At 72.0% G+C, this 18,763-nt stretch carries 19 protein-coding genes and 5 tRNA genes; 6 read left to right on the forward strand and 18 right to left on the reverse strand.

Annotated elements, in window-relative coordinates:
* Positions 1-117: 117 nt before the first annotated feature.
* Together recG and ACZ6MA_RS16210 are read right to left on the reverse strand one after the other, a co-directional pair.
* Complete coding sequence (recG, locus tag ACZ6MA_RS16205; protein ID WP_469434297.1) at positions 118-2,337, reverse strand: ATP-dependent DNA helicase RecG; 2,220 nt, start codon at positions 2,335-2,337, stop codon at positions 118-120.
* Positions 2,338-2,421: 84 nt separating this feature from the next.
* Positions 2,422-4,068: a DAK2 domain-containing protein gene (locus tag ACZ6MA_RS16210; protein ID WP_469434699.1), complete on the reverse strand. Its 1,647-nt coding sequence runs from the start codon at positions 4,066-4,068 to the stop codon at positions 2,422-2,424.
* A 356-nt stretch (positions 4,069-4,424) separates the two neighbouring features.
* Here ACZ6MA_RS16210 and rpmB point away from each other — a divergent pair, with 356 nt between their 5' ends.
* Entirely contained in the window at positions 4,425-4,610 is a 186-nt protein-coding gene (gene rpmB, locus ACZ6MA_RS16215) for a 50S ribosomal protein L28 (RefSeq protein WP_078645170.1), read from the forward strand.
* Between the two features lie 177 nt (positions 4,611-4,787).
* Here rpmB and thiD read toward each other — a convergent pair whose 3' ends face one another.
* Together thiD and ACZ6MA_RS16225 are read right to left on the reverse strand one after the other, a co-directional pair.
* On the reverse strand, positions 4,788-5,591 hold the full coding sequence (gene thiD, locus ACZ6MA_RS16220) for a bifunctional hydroxymethylpyrimidine kinase/phosphomethylpyrimidine kinase (RefSeq protein ID WP_469434298.1): 804 nt from the start codon (positions 5,589-5,591) through the stop codon (positions 4,788-4,790).
* Between the two features lie 42 nt (positions 5,592-5,633).
* Positions 5,634-6,605 (reverse strand): thiamine-phosphate kinase, encoded by a 972-nt coding sequence (locus ACZ6MA_RS16225; protein ID WP_130880114.1) that lies wholly within the window; start codon positions 6,603-6,605, stop codon positions 5,634-5,636.
* 146 nt (positions 6,606-6,751) lie between these two features.
* On the opposite strand from ACZ6MA_RS16225, the gene ACZ6MA_RS16230 reads away from it, so the two are divergent.
* On the forward strand, positions 6,752-6,985 hold the full coding sequence (locus ACZ6MA_RS16230) for an Lrp/AsnC family transcriptional regulator (RefSeq protein WP_130880113.1): 234 nt from the start codon (positions 6,752-6,754) through the stop codon (positions 6,983-6,985).
* A 20-nt stretch (positions 6,986-7,005) separates the two neighbouring features.
* On the forward strand, positions 7,006-7,509 hold the full coding sequence (locus ACZ6MA_RS16235) for a DUF3515 domain-containing protein (protein ID WP_469434299.1): 504 nt from the start codon (positions 7,006-7,008) through the stop codon (positions 7,507-7,509).
* Positions 7,510-7,566: 57 nt separating this feature from the next.
* Here ACZ6MA_RS16235 and ACZ6MA_RS16240 read toward each other — a convergent pair whose 3' ends face one another.
* Genes ACZ6MA_RS16240 through ACZ6MA_RS16250 form a run of 3 tightly spaced genes read right to left on the reverse strand, consistent with a single transcriptional unit; the run spans position 7,567 to position 10,524 of the window.
* Positions 7,567-8,721 (reverse strand): D-alanine--D-alanine ligase family protein, encoded by a 1,155-nt coding sequence (locus tag ACZ6MA_RS16240; RefSeq protein WP_469434301.1) that lies wholly within the window; start codon positions 8,719-8,721, stop codon positions 7,567-7,569.
* Positions 8,722-8,767: 46 nt separating this feature from the next.
* A complete protein-coding gene (locus ACZ6MA_RS16245) occupies positions 8,768-9,769 on the reverse strand; it encodes an NAD(P)H-dependent glycerol-3-phosphate dehydrogenase (protein ID WP_469434302.1) in 1,002 nt (333 codons plus the stop codon).
* Positions 9,766-10,524: a lysophospholipid acyltransferase family protein gene (locus ACZ6MA_RS16250; RefSeq protein WP_469434303.1), complete on the reverse strand. Its 759-nt coding sequence runs from the start codon at positions 10,522-10,524 to the stop codon at positions 9,766-9,768. Before ACZ6MA_RS16250 ends, ACZ6MA_RS16245 begins: the two co-directional genes overlap by 4 nt.
* Before the next feature lie 155 nt (positions 10,525-10,679).
* Here ACZ6MA_RS16250 and cofC point away from each other — a divergent pair, with 155 nt between their 5' ends.
* Positions 10,680-11,345 (forward strand): 2-phospho-L-lactate guanylyltransferase, encoded by a 666-nt coding sequence (gene cofC, locus ACZ6MA_RS16255; protein WP_469434304.1) that lies wholly within the window; start codon positions 10,680-10,682, stop codon positions 11,343-11,345.
* A gap of 220 nt (positions 11,346-11,565) precedes the next feature.
* On the forward strand, positions 11,566-11,793 hold the full coding sequence (locus tag ACZ6MA_RS16260; protein ID WP_469434305.1) for a hypothetical protein: 228 nt from the start codon (positions 11,566-11,568) through the stop codon (positions 11,791-11,793).
* A gap of 137 nt (positions 11,794-11,930) precedes the next feature.
* Here the strand turns inward: ACZ6MA_RS16260 and ACZ6MA_RS16265 are convergent, their stop codons facing one another.
* From ACZ6MA_RS16265 to leuC, 4 genes are all read right to left on the reverse strand, one after another.
* On the reverse strand, positions 11,931-12,638 hold the full coding sequence (locus ACZ6MA_RS16265; protein WP_469434306.1) for an HU family DNA-binding protein: 708 nt from the start codon (positions 12,636-12,638) through the stop codon (positions 11,931-11,933).
* Between the two features lie 125 nt (positions 12,639-12,763).
* Positions 12,764-13,009 carry an SCO5555 family protein gene (locus ACZ6MA_RS16270; protein WP_130880106.1) on the reverse strand — a complete coding sequence of 82 codons (246 nt, stop codon included), beginning with the start codon at positions 13,007-13,009 and terminating at the stop codon, positions 12,764-12,766.
* A 169-nt stretch (positions 13,010-13,178) separates the two neighbouring features.
* Positions 13,179-13,772 (reverse strand): 3-isopropylmalate dehydratase small subunit, encoded by a 594-nt coding sequence (gene leuD, locus ACZ6MA_RS16275; protein WP_469434307.1) that lies wholly within the window; start codon positions 13,770-13,772, stop codon positions 13,179-13,181.
* Positions 13,773-13,778: 6 nt separating this feature from the next.
* Entirely contained in the window at positions 13,779-15,212 is a 1,434-nt protein-coding gene (gene leuC, locus ACZ6MA_RS16280) for a 3-isopropylmalate dehydratase large subunit (protein ID WP_469434308.1), read from the reverse strand.
* A gap of 128 nt (positions 15,213-15,340) precedes the next feature.
* Here leuC and ndgR point away from each other — a divergent pair, with 128 nt between their 5' ends.
* Positions 15,341-16,069: an IclR family transcriptional regulator NdgR gene (gene ndgR / locus ACZ6MA_RS16285; RefSeq protein ID WP_130880103.1), complete on the forward strand. Its 729-nt coding sequence runs from the start codon at positions 15,341-15,343 to the stop codon at positions 16,067-16,069.
* A gap of 66 nt (positions 16,070-16,135) precedes the next feature.
* On the opposite strand, the gene ACZ6MA_RS16290 is transcribed toward ndgR, so the two are convergent.
* The 7 genes from ACZ6MA_RS16290 to ACZ6MA_RS16320 all read right to left on the reverse strand — a co-directional run bounded on the left by ACZ6MA_RS16290 (position 16,136) and on the right by ACZ6MA_RS16320 (position 18,605).
* A complete protein-coding gene (locus ACZ6MA_RS16290) occupies positions 16,136-17,116 on the reverse strand; it encodes an anti-sigma factor RsbA family regulatory protein (protein ID WP_469434310.1) in 981 nt (326 codons plus the stop codon).
* Complete coding sequence (locus tag ACZ6MA_RS16295) at positions 17,106-17,999, reverse strand: MEDS domain-containing protein (RefSeq protein ID WP_469434311.1); 894 nt, start codon at positions 17,997-17,999, stop codon at positions 17,106-17,108. The genes ACZ6MA_RS16290 and ACZ6MA_RS16295 overlap by 11 nt, the downstream gene beginning before the upstream one ends.
* Before the next feature lie 89 nt (positions 18,000-18,088).
* Positions 18,089-18,161 (reverse strand) — tRNA-Glu (locus tag ACZ6MA_RS16300).
* 27 nt (positions 18,162-18,188) lie between these two features.
* Positions 18,189-18,260, reverse strand: a tRNA-Gln gene (locus ACZ6MA_RS16305).
* Positions 18,261-18,272: 12 nt separating this feature from the next.
* A tRNA-Glu gene (locus tag ACZ6MA_RS16310) sits at positions 18,273-18,345 on the reverse strand.
* 63 nt (positions 18,346-18,408) lie between these two features.
* Positions 18,409-18,481, reverse strand: a tRNA-Glu gene (locus ACZ6MA_RS16315).
* A gap of 49 nt (positions 18,482-18,530) precedes the next feature.
* Positions 18,531-18,605, reverse strand: a tRNA-Gln gene (locus tag ACZ6MA_RS16320).
* Between the last annotated feature and the right edge of the window lie 158 nt (positions 18,606-18,763).

An 18,763-nucleotide genomic window follows, 5' to 3' on the forward strand; every position in this document is an offset into this window, starting at 1 on the left:
CAGCCTAGGGCGTCGATGCCGCCCCGGCCCGGCCCGGTGACCCGGACCGCCCCCACCGGGCCGCCCCGGCCCCTCGCCGGCCCTCCGATCAGCCCTTGCACCCCTTGCCACCCCTTGTCACCCCTTGTCCAGGTAGCGCTCCCGCTCCTTGTCCAGCAGGGCGTCCAGCGCCGTGCGCAGCTCGGGCAGGTGCTCCAGCTCGGGGTCGGCGGCGACGATCGCGGTGGCCTCCTCGCGGGCGGCGGCGATGACCTCCTCGTCGTCGATGACGGTGAGCATCCGCAACGACGAACGGACACCGGACTGCGCCTGGCCGAGCACATCGCCCTCACGGCGCTGCTCCAGGTCGATCCGGGACAGCTCGAAGCCGTCCAGGGTGCCGGCCACGGCGGTCAGCCGGGCCCGCGCGGGACTCGCCTCGGACGCCTCGCTGACCAACAGACAGAGCCCGGGGGCGGAGCCGCGGCCGACGCGGCCGCGCAACTGGTGCAGCTGGGAGACGCCGAACCGGTCCGCGTCCATGATCACCATGACGGTGGAGTTGGGCACGTTCACCCCCACCTCGATGACCGTCGTCGCGACCAGGACGTCGACCTCACCCGCGGCGAAGCGGCGCATGACGTCGTCCTTGGCCTCGGGCTGCATCCGCCCGTGCAGGACCTCCACGCGCAGCCCGCGCAACGGCCCGGTGACGAGCTGCTCGGCGATGTCCAGGACCGCGAGCGGGGGGCGCTTCTCCGCCTCCGGTCCGTCGGCGGCCGCCTGCTTCTTCGCGGTGTCCCCCGGCCCGCCCGGCTCCTCCCCCAGGGTGTCGCCGATGCGCGGGCACACCACGTACGCCTGGTGTCCGCCCTCGGCCTCCTCGCGCACCCGCTCCCAGGTGCGGGCCAGGAAATGCGGCTTGTCCTTGGCGGGCACGACATGGGTGGCGATGGGCGACCGGCCGGCCGGGAGCTGGTCGAGGACCGAGGTCTCCAGATCACCGAAGACGGTCATGGCGACGGTCCGCGGGATCGGGGTCGCGGTCATCACCAGCAGGTGCGGGGGCTGCTTGCCCTTGGAGCGCAGGGCGTCCCGCTGCTCGACGCCGAAACGGTGCTGCTCGTCCACGACCACCAGCCCGAGGTCGTGGAACTGGACCTTGTCCTCGATCAGCGCGTGGGTGCCGATGACGATCCCGGCCTCGCCGGTGACGAGGTCGAGCAGCGCGTGACGGCGCGCGGCGGCGCCCATGGAACCGGTGAGCAGCACGACCTTGGTGCCCTGCTCGGCGCCGCCGAGCATGCCGCCCTCGGCCAGCGCGCCCATCATCTCGGTGACCGACCGGTGGTGCTGCTGGGCGAGCACCTCGGTGGGGGCGAGCATCGCGGCCTGGCCGCCCGCGTCCACGACGGCGAGCATGGCGCGCAGGGCGACCATCGTCTTCCCCGAGCCGACCTCGCCCTGGAGGAGGCGGTGCATGGGGTGCTCGGTGGCCAGGTCGTCGAAGATCTCCGCCGTGACCCTTCGCTGGCCGTCGGTCAAGGTGAAGGGCAGCTTGGCGTCGAAGGCGTCGAGCAGACCGCCCGCCACGGGTTTGCGGGCCACCGCCGGGAGCTGGGCGTCGGTGTGGCGCCGGCGGGCGAGGGCGACTTGGAGCACGAAGGCCTCGTCCCACTTCAGCCGGGCCCGGGCGTCCTCGATGTCGGCCTTCGAGGCCGGGCGGTGGACCTTGCGGAACGCGTCCGCCAGCGGGGCGAGGCCGCGGCCGTCGCGCAGCGCGGGGGGCAGCGGGTCGGCGATGCCCTGCCAGGCGTCCGCCTCGAAGAGGTCCAGCAGGGTGTCGACGGCCTTGGTGAGCTTCCAGGACTGGAACTGCTTGCACGCCGGGTAGATCGGCAGCAGCCGCCCGGCGAAGGACTCGGCGGCGGCCGCGCCGCTCTCGCGGTCCAGGAGTTCGTAGTCGGGGTGGAGCAGCTGCCGGGTGTGGTTGAAGACGGAGACCTTGCCCGCGAACATGCCGCGGCGGCCGGGCAGCAGCTCCTTCTCCCGCACATAGGCGCTGCGGCCGAAGAACACCAGGGTCAGTGAGCCGCTGCCGTCGGTGACCACGACCTCCAGGCGGACGCCCTTGCCGTGGTTGAAGGTCTTCATGGCGGCCTTGGCCACCTGGGCGACGACCGTGACGTGCTCGTCGAGCGGCAGATCGGCGAGCCGGGTCAGCTCGCCGCGCTCGGCGTAGCGGCGCGGGTAGTGGTGCAGCAGATCGCCGGCCGTGTGCAGGTCGAGGTGCTCGGCCATCACCTTCGCGGTGTTGCCGCCGAGGATCTTCTTCAGGGGTTCATCGAGCGCGGGCACGCGACCATTGGACACCACGGCACTGACATCGCGGAGGCACGCCCGGGAAGTCGGGGGGCCGGTCGCGCCGTGCCGCGGGCCGGCTCACTCCACCCCGATGAGCAGGGGCGCCGACTGCTGCCCGCCCCGGTAGACCACGGTGTCCACGGCGAGGTGGCCGCCTCGTACATGCCGCTCCAAGCGGTCCGCGACGGTGTCGGGGACGTCCGCGCCGAGGACGAGGGTGACCATTTCGCCGCCCGCCGCGAGCATGCGGTCGAGGACGGTCTCGGCGGTGGCGGCCAGTTCGGCGCCGATGACGGCCACGTCGCCGTCGATCAGGCCGAGCACGTCGCCGGCCTGGCAGACGCCGGCCATGGTCCAGGACTGCCGCTCGGCGACGGCCAGTTCGGCGTAGCGGGTGGCACCGGCGGCCGCGGTCATCGCCACGACGTCCTCGTCGAAGCGGCGGCCGGGTTCGTGGACGGCGAGGGCGGCGATGCCCTGGACCGGGGAGCGGGTGGGGATGAGGGCGACGCGGACGCCCTCGGCGCGGGCCCGCTCGGCGGCCGCGGTGGCGGTCCGGCGCAGCTCCGCGTCGTTGGGCAGCAGGACCACCTCGCGGGCGTGGGCGCGGCGGATCGCGTCGAGGAGTTCCTCGTCGGCGGGCTGTTGCCCGGGGCGGGCCGCGACGACCGTCGCCCCGGCCTCGGCGCACAGGTGGGCCAGTCCCTCCCCGGGCACGACCGCGACGACGGCCCGCTGGGCGCGTTCGCGGGTGCGCGTCCGCTCCTCCTGGGCCGCGCCGAAGTGGGTGACGCGGATCCGGTAGGGCCGGCCGGCCTCGACACCGGCCTCCACGGCCGCCCCGGCGTCATCGACGTGGACGTGGACGTTCCACAGCCCGTCGCCGCCGACCACGACGAGGGATTCACCGAGGGCGTCGAGGCGGGTGCGCAGCCGTGCGACGGCGGCGTCGTCGGCCTCCAGCAGGTAGATCACCTCGTAGGAGGGTTCGGCGCCTCCGGCGAGGTCGGCGGGGCAGCTCTCGGTCCGCCACGCGCGCGTGGCGGTCGCCTCGGCGGCGGCCTCGGAGGGCCGTCCGGTGCTCTCCCCCGCCAGTGCCCGCGTCAGCGCGCCCAGGACCTCGACCAGGCCGAGTCCGCCCGCGTCCACCACCCCGGCGCGGCCGAGGACCTCCAGCTGTGCGGGGGTGGCCGCGAGGGCGGTGCGGGCCGCCTCGTAGGCGGCCTGGGCCACCGCGGCGCTGTCGCCGGGGGCGTTCGCGGCCCCGTCGGCGGCGGCCGCGGCGACGGTCAGCACCGTGCCCTCCACGGGCCGGGCGACGCCTTCGTAGGCGGACTCCACCGCGCGGCGCAGGGCCCGTCGCAGCGGCTCGCCGTCGTCGGCGTGGGGCGGCGTCCCGGCGTCGCCCGTCAGGACCTCCGCCATGCCGCGCAGCAGCTGCGCGAGGATCGTCCCGGAGTTGCCGCGCGCTCCTATCAGCGCGCCGTGGGCCATGGCCCGGACGGTGTCGGCGAAGGCGGGGGGTGCGGCGGGGTCCGTGGTGGCGTGGCCGTGGAAGACGTCGTCGACGGCCCGGGCGGCGGACTCGACGGTCAGGTAGAGGTTGGTGCCGGTGTCGCCGTCCGCGACCGGATAGACGTTGATCGCGTCGATCTCCTCGCGGGCCCGGCCGAGCGCCTCGAGTGCCAGGGCGCACCAGGCACGCACCGCGTCGGCGTCCAGCATGTGCGACACCTGTGTCCTCCTCGGACTCCTGGGGGCTGTGGCAATGCTGGGCAGGTTAGTCCGTGGGGTGGCCCGGCGGGACCCTGACCAGCCAGGTCGGGGGCGGCCGGACGCCACCGGCACCACCACCGCCGGTGCTGCCGGGCCGGTGGGGGCGGCCCGGGGCGGCCGGGCGGGTGCGGGGGCGTTCGTGGTAGTTTCGTTGAACGGGAGCGGCCGTTGTATGCTGCTCCGGTTGCCTGATGAGAATCAGGCCATCCCTTCCTGGCACTGCCGGTCATCGACTTCCTTTCAGACTTCGATCTCGGCTTGCCGGGATTTCACCGTAAGAGCATCTGAAGTCTTTGGAGTGACCCGTGGCTGCCAACTGCGACGTCTGCGGCAAGGGGCCGGGCTTCGGCAACGCTATTTCGCACTCGCACCGCCGTACCCCCCGCCGTTGGAACCCCAACATCCAGCGGGTGCGTGCAGTGGTCGGGAGCACGCCGAAGCGGCTCAACGTCTGCACCTCGTGCATCAAGGCCGGCAAGGTCTCGCGCTAGCGAGTGGTCCTCCCCGCGCAAGCGGGGGTGAGCCGGTCTCGCAATGACGTTTACGTCGTGGCGCAGCCCCCTCCGGTTGCCTGGAAAACCGGTCCATCTCACGATGGGCCGGTTTTTCGCATGTCCGGGACTTTTCCGTGCGGGGGAGGCTCCCGTGCGGGCCCCGCACGGGGTGGCTCAGGCACGGAAACGCCACCCGTGGTCCACCGGTCCGATCCCGGCGCCGAGCGGAAAGCCGGCCGCGATGGCACCGGTGACGTAGTCCTTGGCCTCCGCCACCGCCTCCGGCACCGAGCGGCCCCGTGCCAGGTGTGCCGCGATGGCGCTCGCCAGCGTGCAGCCGGTGCCGTGGGTGTGGCGGTTGTCATGGCGCACGGCCCGCAGCCAGTGTTCCTCGGTGCCGTCGGTGAGCAGGTCGACGGCGTCGCCCGGCAGATGACCACCCTTGATCAGCGCCCAGCGCGGGCCGTAGGAGAGCACGGCGTCCGCCGCCCGCCGCAGATCGGTCTCGGTGCGCACATGGACGCCGGTGAGCCAGGCGACCTCGTCCAGATTGGGGGTGGCGACCGTGGCGACCGGCAGCAGCCTGGTGCGGACCGCGTCGAGCGCGGAGGCGGCGAGCAGTGCGTCGCCGTGCTTGGAGACGCCCACCGGGTCGACGACCACGGGGGCGTCGAAGCGGGCGGCCGCCTCGGCGAGCAGCCCCGCCACGGTCTCCACCAGTTCCACGGAGGCGAGCATGCCGGTCTTGACGGCCTGGACGCCGATGTCGTCGACCACGCTGCGGAACTGGGCGCGTACGGCCTCGGCCGGCAGCTCCCACGCTCCCTGGACGCCCCGGGAGTTCTGGGCGGTGACGGCGGTGAGCACGCTCATGCCGTGCACGCCGAGCGCGAGCATCGTCTTCAGGTCGGCCTGGATGCCCGCACCGCCGCCGGAGTCGGAGCCGGCGACGGTCAGGACGCGTGGAGGTATGCCCATGGGGCCGAATCTACAGGCCCTCCCGCCGCTCCTCGGGCCCCCTTACTCCTCGGGCTCCATGTCACCGAAGTGGTCCCAGCCGCCGGCCTTGTCCCACGGGGCGCCGTCGACGGTCACCTGCGGCAGGGCGGAGGGATTGACCACCTCGCCGATCACCTTCCAGCGCGCGGGCAGCTTCACGTCCGGCGGGAAGGTCGCCACGATCGCGTGGTCCTCTCCCCCGGTCAGCACCCACTGCAACGGGTCGACGCCGACGGCCTGCCCGATGTCGGACATCTGGGTGGGGACGTCGATCGCGGCCGTGCGCAGATCGATACGGACCTTGCTGGCCTCGGCGATGTGCCCGAGGTCGGCGATCAGGCCGTCGCTGATGTCGGTCATCGCGGTGGCGCCGAGGGAGGCCGCCGCGGGACCTGCGTGGTAGGGCGGTTCGGGCCGCCGGTGGGCCTCGACGAAGGCACGCGGGGAGCGGAAGCCGCGGGAGAGCACCGCGTGCCCGGCCGCGGACCAGCCCAGCCAGCCCGTGACCGCGACCACGTCGCCCGCCTGGGCGCCGGACCGGGTGACCGGCTCGTGATTGCGCAGATCGCCCAGGGCCGTGATGGCGACGGTGATCGTCTCGCCCCGCACCACGTCTCCGCCGACCACGGCCGCGCCCGCGACCTGGCACTCGTCGCGGATGCCGTCCATCAGCTCGGTCGGCCAGGTGACGGGAAGCTCGGCGGGCACGACGAGGCCGAGCAGGATCGCGGTGGGCACCGCGCCCATGGCGGCGATGTCGGCGAGGTTCTGCGCCGCGGCCTTGCGCCCGACGTCGTAGGCGGTGGACCAGTCGCGGCGGAAGTGCCGCCCCTCCAGGAGTACGTCCGTGCTGGCCACGACCCTGCGGTCGGGAGCTGCGACCACCGCGGCATCGTCACCCGGCCCGAGTCGGACCGCCGGGGTGGTGGTGAGCCGGGAGGTCAGCTCTCTGATGAGCCCGAACTCCCCCAACTCGCCCACGGTGCCTTTCACTGAGCTCCTCCTCGGAGTGTCGGTTGCCCTGTTCGTGACGTGTCCCGCGCCGCGCAGGCCGCGCGGGTCTCCCCGCACCGTGCGACGACGCGGTACCGTGGCGTCTCTTCTCCCCACATGATCCTCGAAGCCGCCCTGGAGGTTCCGTGGTACAGGCGTACATCCTGATCCAGACCGAGGTCGGCAAAGCGTCGACCGTGGCCGAAGTCATCGCGAAGATCCCGGGGGTGATCCAGGCCGAGGACGTGACCGGACCCTACGACGTCATCGTGCGCGCCCAGGCCGACACCGTGGACGAACTCGGCCGGATGGTGGTCGCGAAGGTGCAGCAGGTGGACGGCATCACCCGCACACTGACCTGCCCGGTCGTCCATCTGTAGCTCCCCCGTATGCTCGGCCGGTGAACTCATCGCTTCGCCGGCCCCTCGGCCTGTCCGCTGTCGCCGTGCTGTGCGCGGCCGTTGGCTGTTCATCCACGGACGACGCGGCGGGCCTGGCGGTTCCCACGCCGTCGGCGCGGGAGGCCAAGCTCTGCCGGGCCCTGCACGAGGAACTGCCCGAGGCCGTGAACGGGGAGAAGCGGCGTGCCACCGACCCCGTCTCGGACTTCACGGCCGTGTGGGGCACGCCCGCGATCGCGCTGCGGTGCGGGGTGGGCCGCCCCAAGATCCTTACGCCCGGCTCCGAACACTACAACCCCACCGCGGACTCGGTGGAGATCGACGGCGTCGGGTGGCTGCCGGAGCGGCAGCCGGACGGCGGCATCCGCTGCACGACGACGCTGCGGACGGCGTGGGTGGAGGTCACCCTGCCGAAGAAGTACGTGGGCGACACCGGTGACGTCAGTGCGCTCACCGATCTCGCCGACGCGGTCAAGAAGACGATTCCCGAGGGCGTCGTCTGACCCCGTCAAGCGCCCGGGCGGGCCGGCCGTCTCGCGGCCGGCCCGCTTCGCGCGTGGTCAGCGCAGGCCGGTCGAGCGGCGCAGCGCCGCCTGGATGAGCCGGTCCACCAGCTCCTGGTAGCCGACGCCGCTCTCCTGCCACATCCGCGGGTACATGGAGATGGGCGTGAAGCCCGGCATGGTGTTGACCTCGTTGATCACGAACTCGCCGTCCTCGGTGAGGAAGAAGTCCGCGCGGACCAGGCCCTCGCAGGAGGTGGCCTCGAAGGCCAGGACGGCCAGCTCCTGGATCCGGGCGGTCTGCTCCTCGCTCAGCGGCGCGGGCACGATGCCGGCGGCCGAGTCGATGTACTTGGCCTCGAAGTCGTAGAAGTCGTGGGCGGTGACCGGGGGGATCTCGGCGGGCAGGCTCGCGCGGGGCCCGTCCTCGAATTCCAGCACGCCACACTCGATCTCGCGGCCGCTCAGCAGCGACTCGACGATGATCTTCGGGTCGTGGCGCCGGGCCTCGGTGATCGCCTCGTCCAGACCGGCGGCGTCGTCGACCTTGGTGATGCCCATGGAGGAGCCGGCGCGGGCGGGCTTGATGAAGACGGGCCAGCCGTGCTCCCCGGCGAAGTCCACGATCTTCTTCCGGGCGGCGGCCGGGTCGGCCACCCACTCACGGGGCCTGATGACCTCGTAGGGGCCGACGGGCAGTCCGAAGGAGGTGAAGACGCGCTTCATGTACTCCTTGTCCTGGCCCACGGCCGAGGCGAGCACGCCCGCTCCGACGTAGGGGATCTGGGCCAGCTCCAGCATGCCCTGCAGGGTGCCGTCCTCGCCGTAGGGGCCGTGCAGCACGGGGAAGACGACGTCGACCTCGCCCAGGGCCTTGGGCATGGCGCCCGGCTCGGTGTAGACGACCTCGCGGTCGGCGGGGTCGACCGGCAGCACCACGGTGCCGTCGAGGGACTGGGCCAGCCCCTCCACGCTCGGCAGCGCGCGGTCGGTGATGGCCATCCGCTCGGGGTCGTCGGCGGTGAGCGCCCAACGGCCGTCGGTGGTAATGCCGATCGGCAGCACGTCGTACTTCGTGCGGTCGATCGCGCGCAGCACGGCGCCGGCGGTGACGACGGAGATCGCGTGCTCGGAACTGCGACCGCCGAACACGACCGCGACACGCGGCTTCCGGCTCGGGTCAGGGCTGTGGGAGGAGGTCTCGCTGCTCATATCGCGTCGAGAGTACCTCGTGGTCCGCCGGGCGCGGTCCAGCGCTTCAGTGTCGCTCGGGCTTGGCGCTGCGCGACATGAGCTCCTTGAGCGCCACCAGCGGCGGCTTGCCCTCGTGCACGATGTCCACGACCGTCTCGGTGATCGGCATGTCGACATCGTGGCGCCGCGCCAGATCCAGCACGGATTCACAGGACTTGACGCCCTCGGCGGTCTGCTTGGTGACCGCGATGGTCTCGGCGAGGGTCATGCCGCGGCCCAGGTTGGTGCCGAAGGTGTGGTTGCGCGAGAGCGGCGAGGAACACGTGGCGACGAGATCGCCCATGCCGGCCAGTCCGGCGAAGGTGTGCGCGTCGGCACCCATCGCGAGGCCCAGCCGGGTCGTCTCGGCCAGTCCGCGGGTGATGAGCGATGCCTTGGCGTTGTCGCCCAGACCCATGCCGTCCGCGATGCCCACGGCGAGGGCGATGACGTTCTTAACGGCGCCGCCGAGCTCGCAGCCGACCACGTCGGTGTTGGTGTACGGGCGGAAGTAGGGGGTGTGGCAGGCGGCCTGGAGCCGCTTGGCCACGGACTCCGCCCGGCAGGCGACGACGGCCGCGGCGGGCTGCCGGGCGGCGATCTCCCGGGCGAGGTTGGGGCCGGTGAGGACGGCGACCTGATCGGCGGAGACCTTGGCGACCTCCTCGATCACCTCGCTCATCCGCTTGGCCGTGCCCAGTTCGACGCCCTTCATCAGGGAGACGAGCACGGTGTCGGCGGGCAGCAGGGGCGCCCACTCGGCGAGATTGCCGCGCAGCGTCTGGGACGGCACGGCCAGCACCGTGAACCGGGCTCCGTCGGCCGCCTCGGCGGCGTCGGTGGTGGCCCGGACCGAGGCGGGCAGTTCGACGCCGGGGAGGTAGTCGGGGTTGGTGCGGCCGGTGTTGACGGCGTCCACGAGGGCGGCGCGCCGGCCCCACATGGTCACCTCGCAGCCCGCGTCGGCGAGGACCATCGCGAAGGCCGTGCCCCAGGAGCCGGTGCCGTAGACGGCGCAGCGCGTCACTTGCTGTCCCCTTGTGTCTGCTGTGAGATCCGGCGGGCCGCGGCGCGGGCCCGCTTGTGGTTGTACGGCTCGGCGGGCGCCGGCTCGCCGCGGAGTTCGGCGAGGAGTTCGGTGATCGCGGCCATGATCTTCTCGGTGACCTCGCGCAGCACCTCGGCGGTCGGTTCCTTGCCGTAGTACGCGGAGAGGTCGACGGGCGGGCCCGCCAGGACCTTGAGCGTCTTACGGGGGAAGAGCCGCAGCTTCTTCTCCTTGGCGTACGGCGGCATGGCCTCGTTGGCGCCCCACTGGGCGACCGGGATGACCGGGGCCTTGGTGAGCATGGCGACGCGGGCGGCCCCGGTCTTGCCCTCCATGGGCCACATGTCGGGATCGCGGGTGAGGGTGCCCTCGGGGTAGAAGGCCACGCACTCGCCCCTGTTGATGGCGTCGACGGCGGCCCGGAAGGCGGTGGCGGCGTCGGTGGTCTCCCGGTAGACGGGGATCTGCCCGGTGCCGTGCAGCAACGTTCCGACGAAGGTGGTCTTGAACAGGGCGGCCTTGGCGAGGAAGCGGGGGACGCGCCCGGTGTTGTACTGGAAGTGGGCGTACGAGAGCGGGTCGAGATAGGAGTTGTGGTTGACCGCGGTGATGAATCCGCCGTCAGCGGGAATGTGCTCCATTCCCCTCCAGTCCCGCTTGAACAGAACCACGAGCGGCGGTTTTGCCAACACCGCCGTAAAGCGGTACCAGAAGCCGATTCTGTGGCGGGACACTCGGACACCCTTCTCTTTGGGACCTGGAGCCGGGCTCGGGGAGCCTCGTCGAGCCCGGGGGCCGGACAAGTGTGGCCCCAGGTACCCGGTCTGTCGAGAACACCGTAACCCCGGCGGTACCCGGCGGGCTGCGGCAGCGGGTGACAATAAGAGTCATGCGACGGGAGGGATCGGACGTGCTCTGGACGCTGGTGGTGCCCGTGAAGCCGCTGGCCCTGGCCAAGAGCCGCCTCGGCAGGGGTGCCGGGCGGCTGCCCCGGCCCGCCCTCGCGCTGGCGTTCGCCCTGGACACCGTGGGCGCCGCGCTGACCTGCCGGGCCGTGCGGGATGTGGTGGTCGTCACGGACGATCGCCGGGCGGGGGCGGAGCTGTCCGCGCTCGGCGCCTGGGTGCTGCCCGAGCCGGCGGGGGACGGTGGCCTGAACGGGGCCCTCACCCATGGGGCGCGCACGGCCCGGAAACGGTGGCCGCATACCGGGCTGGCGACGCTCAACGCGGATCTGCCGGCGCTGCGCCCGGCGGAACTCGGGCGGGTGCTCGATTCGGCCGCGGAATTCCCGCGCGCATTTCTCGCGGATGCCGCGGGAATCGGCACGACGCTGCTGTCGGCGACCGCGGGAAATGAATTGGCGCCGGCGTTCGAGGGCCGGTCGCGTGCCCGCCACCGCGCTTCGGGAGCCCGGGAGATCGAGCTGACCGGGGTCGATTCCGTACGCCAGGACGTCGATACCGAGCAGGATTTGCGGGTGGCTCTGGCATTGGGCGTGGGCCCGCACACGACCGCCGCGACGACCTCCGACCCGGCGGTCGGCCTCGCGTAGCGCTCGGCTCAGCCCCATCGAGCCCGTCCGGCGATTGAGGACGCGCCCGCAGGGCGCTGAGCCGCCGCAGGCGGCAAGACGGGCCGCAGCCGAAGAAACCGCCGGCCAGGCGAAAGGCGGCCAAGACGGCCCGCAGCCAAAGAAACCGCCGGCCAGGCGAGCGGCGGACAAGACGGGCCCCAGCCCGAAGAACCCGCCGGCCAGGCTTACGCTGGGCACCATGCAGGCCACCGCGTACACCTACGACCCTCTGACCCGCGCCGGGAGCGTGCTCCTGGACGACGGTACCCCGGTGCCGTTCGACGCGGCGGCGTTCGACGCGGGCGGCCTGCGGCTGCTGCGGCCGGGGCAGCGCGTGCGGATCGAACTCGCCGAGGCGCCGGGCGGCGGCCCCGAGGGCGGCGCGGCGGGCCGGCGCGTGACGCTGGTGACGCTGCAGACCTTCTAGCCGGAGCTTCCGCCGCACCCGAGAGGGGCCCGGCGCGCGGCCACGGATCCCGTCCCCACGCGTCCCGGCCGTGAACACACCGCGGGCCGGGCTCCCCGAGGGGAGCCCGGCCCGGCGCGTGACGCCGTGCGTCGCCGTTACTTCTTCTTGGCGGCCGTCTTCTTGGCGGTGGTCTTGCGCGCGGTGGTCTTGCGCGCCGGAGCCTTGGTCGCCGTGGCCTTCTTGGCGGGCGCGGTCTTCTTCGCCGTGGTGGTCTTCTTGGCGGCGGCCGTGGTGGCCTTCTTCGCCGGGGTCGCCTTCTTGGCGGCGGCCTTGGTGGCGGTGGCCGTCGTCTTCTTGGCGGTGGCCTTCTTCGCGGTGGTGGCCTTCTTGGCCGTCGCCGCGGTGGTGGTCTTCTTCGCCGTGGTCTTCGCCGCGGTCTTCTTCGCGGTGGTGGCCGTGGTGGCCTTCTTCGCGGCGGCCTTCTTGGCGGTGGCCTTCTTGGCCGCGGCCTTGGTGGTGGTCTTGACGCCACCGGAAAGGCTGCCCTTGGGCGCCTTCTTCACCGCGACATCGTTCTTCGGGAGCTTCTTCGAGCCGCTCACCAGGTCCTTGAAGCCCTGACCCGCGCGGAAGCGGGGCACCGAGGTCTTCTTGACCCGCACGCGCTCACCCGTCTGCGGGTTGCGGGCGTAACGGGCCGGACGGTCGACCTTCTCGAACGAGCCGAAGCCGGTGACCGAGACCCGGTCGCCGGAGACCACCGCACGGACGATCGCGTCGAGTACCGCGTCGACAGCGTCTGCGGCCTGCTGACGGCCGCCGAGCTTGTCGGCAATCGCTTCAACGAGCTGCGCCTTGTTCACGTCTTCCCCTTCGGAGACATTGCTGGAACGAATGCGTTCCAGCCTTTTCGCACGTTAGGCAGATATATACCGCAAATCAAACACGAAACGGTCTAATCACCCTTGTGCCGCAACGAACTCGACCATCACGGAGTTCCGTCGGGGTCGGGCTCTTCGGGGAAACGGCCTTCGTCGAGGTCGTTCATCAGCCGGTCCAGACGCCTTGCCGCGCCTGAGAGATCGTGCTTTGCCGCGGCCGTGATGACCAGCAGCTTCCGGGACAGCGCCATCCGTACGCCCTCCGGGACTTGCAGTGCGCGCACCCTTGTGTGCGCTTCCTTGAGTTGGTCGGCGACGAGCCGGTAGAGCTCGAGTTGGCTGTCGCGTTCCATGCACCGATTGTGCCATCTGAGGCGAGTTGTCGCTTCACAGGGCCTCAACAGAGCGATGCGCCCCCTGTCCGAAGACAGGGGGCGCATCATGTCAAACCCTGGGGGAACAGCGAAAATCCGGGGTCCGCGCGGGGCTCGGGCCCTGGGCCGTTCGGGCCCGAAATTGATGTCAGATCCGGGCCGTGGACGGCTTGTACGAAGGCCTCCGGGCCTCGTAGGCGGCGATGTCGGCCTCTTGCCGGAGGGTCAGGCTGATGTCGTCCAGCCCTTCCAGGAGTCGCCAGCGAGCGTTCTCGTCAAGGTCGAATCCAGCCGTGATGCCCTCGGCCCGGACCTCACGTGCGACGAGGTCCACCGTCACCTCGGCCGTGGGGTCGGCTTCGGTCAGCTCCCAGAGCGCGTCGACGGTCTCCTGCGGCAGGACGACGGTCAGCAGACCGTTCTTGAGCGAGTTCCCGCGGAAGATGTCGGCGAAGCGCGCGGAGATCACGGCCTTGAAGCCGTAGTTCTGCAGCGCCCACACCGCGTGCTCACGGGAGGAGCCGGTGCCGAAGTCGGGGCCGGCGACGAGCACCGTGGCACCCGCGCGCTCGGGCCGGTTCAGTACGAACTCGGGGTCTTTGCGCCAGGCCTCGAAAAGCCCGTCCTCGAAACCGTCGCGGGTCACCTTCTTGAGCCAGTGCGCCGGGATGATCTGGTCGGTGTCGACATTTCCGCGGCGCAGCGGGACGGCCCGGCCGGTGTGCGTGGTGAAAGCTTCCATGACTGTTCAGGCCCCCACGGGAGTCGTGACGTCGGACGGGGCGGTGAGATCCGCCGGGGAGGCCAGATGGCCCAGTACGGCGGTGGCGGCGGCGACCTGGGGCGAGACCAGGTGGGTGCGGCCGCCCTTGCCCTGCCTGCCCTCGAAGTTGCGGTTGGAGGTCGACGCGGACCTCTCGCCGGGCGCGAGTTGGTCAGGGTTCATTCCCAGGCACATCGAACAGCCCGCGTGCCGCCACTCGGCGCCGGCGGCGGTGAACACCTTGTCCAGCCCCTCCTCGACGGCCTGCAGCGCCACGCGCACCGAGCCGGGGACGACCAGCATCCGGACGCCGTCGGCGACCTTCCGGCCCTCGATCACGTCGGCGACGGAGCGCAGGTCCTCGATCCGTCCGTTGGTGCACGAGCCGACGAAAACGGTGTCCACCCGGATGTCGCGGAGCGCCTGACCGGCCGTCAACCCCATGTATTCCAGGGCCTTTTCGGCGGCGAACCGCTCGGAGGCGTCCTGGTAGGAGGCGGGGTCGGGAACGGCCGCGGACAGCGGGGCGCCCTGGCCCGGGTTGGTGCCCCAGGTGACGAACGGGGACAGCTCGGTGGCGTCGATGACCACCTCGTGGTCGAAGACCGCGTCGTCGTCGGTGCGCAGGGTGCGCCAGTAGGCGACGGCGGCGTCCCAGTCCGCGCCCCGGGGGGCGTGGGCCCGGCCTTCCAGGTAGGCGAAGGTGGTCTCGTCGGGGGCGATCATGCCGGCCCGGGCGCCCGCCTCGATGGACATGTTGCAGACGGTCATCCGGGCTTCCATCGACAGCTTCTCGATGGCGGAGCCGCGGTACTCGATGACGTAGCCCTGGCCGCCGCCGGTGCCGATCCGGGCGATGACGGCGAGGATCAGGTCCTTGGCGGAGACGCCGTCGGGCAGTTCGCCCTCGACGGTGACGGCCATGGTCTTGAAGGGGGCGAGCGGCAGCGTCTGGGTGGCCAGCACGTGCTCGACCTGGCTGGTGCCGATGCCGAACGCCAGCGCGCCGAAGGCGCCGTGGGTGGAGGTGTGGCTGTCGCCGCAGACGACGGTCGTGCCGGGCTGGGTCAGTCCCAGCTGCGGTCCCACGACGTGGACGACACCCTGCTCGACGTCGCCCAGCGGGTGCAGTCGCACGCCGAACTCCGCGCAGTTCTTGCGCAGCGTCTCCAGCTGGGCCCGGGAGACCGGGTCCGCGATGGGCTTGTCGATGTCGAGGGTGGGGGTGTTGTGGTCCTCCGTGGCGATGGTCAGGTCGAGGCGGCGCACGCCGCGGCCGGCCTTGCGCAGCCCGTCGAAGGCCTGCGGGCTGGTGACCTCGTGCAGCAGGTGCAGATCGATGAAGAGGAGGTCCGGCTCGCCTTCGGCGCGCGTGACGACGTGGTCGTCCCAGACCTTCTCCGCGAGTGTCCGTCCCATCGCTGTCCCTCCGGCCGGCGTCGCTGCCGACCCAACTCGTGTGCCAGTGGGGTCCTGTCCGTCCAGGTTGGCGCCAATCTCGGAAAATTGAACTTGCGTTTCACAGTGTGAGACGCGAATATCGTTTCATGGACAACTCTGGTGGCGCCTCGAGTGGCGTGGGCGTTCTCGACAAGGCGGCTCTGGTGCTGAGCGCACTGGAGTCCGGCCCGGCGACGCTGGCCGGGCTGGTGGCGGCGACCGGGCTCGCCCGACCGACCGCGCACCGGCTCGCGGTGGCGCTGGAGCACCACCGGATGGTGGCGCGGGACATGCAGGGCCGTTTCATCCTGGGCCCCCGGCTCAGCGAGCTGGCGGCGGCGGCCGGCGAGGACCGTCTGCTGGCCACGGCCGGGCCGGTGCTCACGCATCTGCGGGACGTGACGGGCGAGAGCGCGCAGCTCTACCGCCGCCAGGGCGACATGCGGATCTGTGTGGCGGCCGCGGAGCGGTTGTCCGGACTGCGGGACACCGTGCCGGTCGGCTCGACCCTGCCGATGAAGGCGGGCTCAGCCGCCCAGGTGCTCATGGCCTGGGAGGAGCCCGAGCGGCTGCACCGCGGTCTGCAGGGCGCCCGTTTCACGGCGACCGCGCTCTCGGGCGTCCGGCGCCGGGGCTGGGCCCAGTCGATCGGTGAGCGCGAGCCGGGCGTCGCCTCGGTCTCCGCCCCTGTGCGCGGCCCCTCGAACCGCGTGGTGGCCGCCGTGTCGGTCTCCGGCCCCATCGAGCGGCTGACCCGCCACCCGGGCCGGATGCACGCCCAGGCGGTCATCGACGCCGCCCTGCGCCTCAGCGAGGCCCTGCGCCGCAACGGCTGAGCCGGCGCCGCAAGGACGGCCGCCCGGCTCCCCCCGGCGGCCGGCGGGAAGGCACCGCCCGCGTGGTCATCCGTGCTCCGCGTCCCGCGGGCCCGCCAGGCGCAGGCTGAGACGGGTGTGCGGGCCCTCGGTGCGCGCCTCCAGGCACTCGCTGAGGGTGCGCGCGAGCCAGAGGCCGTCCTCGGGGTCCGCTACCTCGCCGGGCGGCAGGAAACCGGCGAAGGCCGGGACGTCCGCGCCGGGCGGCTCACCGTGCGGGCCGCCGCGCAGCAGTTCACAGGCCAGCGCGCCCGGCTCCGCCCAGACCCGCAGGGCGACCCGGGCGCCGTCGGCGGCCAGCAGATAGCCCGCCGCCTCGGTGACGGCGAACTCGGCCAGGGCCAGCCGCTCGCCCGTCAGGCCCGCCGCGGCCGCCCGCTCACGGGCGAAGAGCCGTACAGACGAGACGTCGGCCGTCGGGGCCATCCGCGCGGCCGTGGCCGGGGCCCTCTCGGGCGGCGGGCCGATCACCGCCGCGTACGCCGTCGGATCCGTGTAGCCGGCACAGGGGCGGTTCCGTCCGCCCTCCCGCCGCACCGGGTGCGTGACGCAGGCGGCCGCGGCCACGTCGGCGGGCACGGCCCGGGTGTCGTAGGGGCAGATCATCCAGACCGGCAGCTCGGCGAGCAGCACGTTGAGCCCGGATTCCATCCGCTTCCACTCGGCGATCTGGCGGGCGGACTTGCCGCCCCACACCGGCTCGGCGAGCATCCGTGTCCGCCGCCCGGGCCGGGCACGGCGTTGGTGGTAGCGCAGGAAGGCGGAGACGCGCTCCACGGGGCGACGGCCGAAGTACGCGGTCTCGGCGGTGTCCAGGCCGTGCGCGCGCTCGCCGAGGGCCTCTTGGAGCAGCTCGATGTTGGCGGGTGTCGTCGCGGCCAGCACGGGTTCTCCGGCCGCCAGCCCGTCCCGGACGAACGGCAGGGCCGTGGCCAGGAACTCCTCGTCGCTCCCGTACAGGCAGGCGTGGTGGACGAAGCCGGTCGCGCCGGCGTGGTCAGTAGGCATGCGCGGCCCCCAGCCGGAGGCCGGGGGTCCGGTCCCAGCCGATGAGGGTGATGACGCGCAGCAGGTGGGGCAGCAGTCCCGACAGCTCGACGGCGCGGTGGCGGGCGGCGCGGGCCCGGGCGAAGGTCATCAGCAGCCGCAGCCCGCCGAGGTCCAGGAATTCCACCCGGGACATCTCCAGGCGGACGTCGCCCTTGACGGCCGCGACCGATCTCAGGGCCTCCCTGAGGTGCCCGTGCGAGCGGGCGTCGACCGCCCCCTCGATCCGCAGGCCCGGGGGGCTGAAGGTGCGGACCACGACCAGATCGGCCGTGCGGACGAGCGGATCCACTTCGACGCTCCCCGGATGGGCGGCGGCGAGGACGTCCAGCGCGGCGGGGTCACAGCGGCGGCGGTCGTACTGGCAGAAGGCCAGGGCCTCGTCGGCGGCGAACTCCGCGGCCAGCAGGGCTTCGTACCGCAGTAAGCGGTGGACGTCGCGCGCGTCGCGCAGCAGGGATCCCAGATCGGCCGCGACCCGCAGGGCGCGGTAGCCCTCGCGGCGGCCGCGGTCGGCGGCGGCCCGGAGCCGGGTGAGGAGGGCCGTGGGCTCCAACTCCCCCCGCACCGAGGGGAGGTCGGCCGGGCCCACGATCTCCAGCTGTCCGGCCAGGTCCGGCGGCCCGGCGGGGAACCGGCAGCCGGCGAGCAGGGCCTCGTGGCCTGACGGACCGCCCTGGCCCGCGAGATAGAGGATCTTGTCCTTGGCGTCCAGGCCACCGAGCAGGAAACCGCCCAGGACGCGGGCCCGTTCCTCGTCGGAGTCGAAGAGGAGGCACACGTGGTCACCGGGGCGGAGATCACCGACGTAAACCCGGCGGCGCCCGCCGTGGGGATGGACCATGCGGGGAATTATCGGGGCGGCGCCCGGCGGTGCGGAAGGGCGCACGAAAAAATGCCCTCCGCTCGCGCGAAAGGCATTTTTCCTTCTTGTACCCCCGACCGGATTCGAACCGGCGCTACCGCCTTGAGAGGGCGGCGTGCTAGGCCGCTACACAACGGGGGCTAGCTTTGTTTTGCAGAGCTGTCTGCGCTGGGATACCAGGACTCGAACCTAGACTAAGGGAACCAGAAACCCTCGTGCTGCCAATTACACCATATCCCATGGTGATACCAGTACCCCCGACCGGATTCGAACCGGCGCTACCGCCTTGAGAGGGCGGCGTGCTAGGCCGCTACACAACGGGGGCCCTAGCGATCCATTCATCATCGCCTCCGGGCATGACCCGGATGGTGACGGAATTCAGGATCTGTACCCCCGACCGGATTCGAACCGGCGCTACCGCCTTGAGAGGGCGGCGTGCTAGGCCGCTACACAACGGGGGCTCGCACTGCGCTTACTAATTTACCAAAAGAAATTCGATCGAATTTCCTTTGGCTGGGGTACCAGGACTCGAACCTAGACTAAGGGAACCAGAAACCCTCGTGCTGCCAATTACACCATACCCCACCAGAACTCGACCTCTGTTAAAGGGTCTTGCTCGGGCTCGCACCGTCCGCTCCGGCCTCTCGGCCCTCTCGGGCGGCGCAGGAAGAACATTACCCGAAGGTGGACGGGGCTCCAAAACCGATAACCCGCCGGGGCCGGGCCGGCCGCCGCACGGCACC

Source organism: Streptomyces sp. NPDC042259, from assembly GCF_055582085.1.

What these genes read in the sequence shown, in the direction of transcription:
- ACZ6MA_RS16210 (WP_469434699.1), bottom strand. Translation starts at nt 4,068, where the DNA reads ATGCTGGACGCCGACGCGGTGCGTGCCTGGTGCGCCCTGGCACTCGAG.
- thiD (WP_469434298.1), bottom strand. Translation starts at nt 5,591, where the DNA reads ATGGGCATACCTCCACGCGTCCTGACCGTCGCCGGCTCCGACTCCGGC.
- ACZ6MA_RS16240 (WP_469434301.1), bottom strand. Translation starts at nt 8,721, where the DNA reads ATGAGCAGCGAGACCTCCTCCCACAGCCCTGACCCGAGCCGGAAGCCG.
- cofC (WP_469434304.1), top strand. Translation starts at nt 10,680, where the DNA reads ATGCGACGGGAGGGATCGGACGTGCTCTGGACGCTGGTGGTGCCCGTG.
- ACZ6MA_RS16260 (WP_469434305.1), top strand. Translation starts at nt 11,566, where the DNA reads ATGCAGGCCACCGCGTACACCTACGACCCTCTGACCCGCGCCGGGAGC.
- ACZ6MA_RS16270 (WP_130880106.1), bottom strand. Translation starts at nt 13,009, where the DNA reads ATGGAACGCGACAGCCAACTCGAGCTCTACCGGCTCGTCGCCGACCAA.
- leuD (WP_469434307.1), bottom strand. Translation starts at nt 13,772, where the DNA reads ATGGAAGCTTTCACCACGCACACCGGCCGGGCCGTCCCGCTGCGCCGC.
- leuC (WP_469434308.1), bottom strand. Translation starts at nt 15,212, where the DNA reads ATGGGACGGACACTCGCGGAGAAGGTCTGGGACGACCACGTCGTCACG.
- ndgR (WP_130880103.1), top strand. Translation starts at nt 15,341, where the DNA reads ATGGACAACTCTGGTGGCGCCTCGAGTGGCGTGGGCGTTCTCGACAAG.
- ACZ6MA_RS16290 (WP_469434310.1), bottom strand. Translation starts at nt 17,116, where the DNA reads ATGCCTACTGACCACGCCGGCGCGACCGGCTTCGTCCACCACGCCTGC.
- ACZ6MA_RS16295 (WP_469434311.1), bottom strand. Translation starts at nt 17,999, where the DNA reads ATGGTCCATCCCCACGGCGGGCGCCGCCGGGTTTACGTCGGTGATCTC.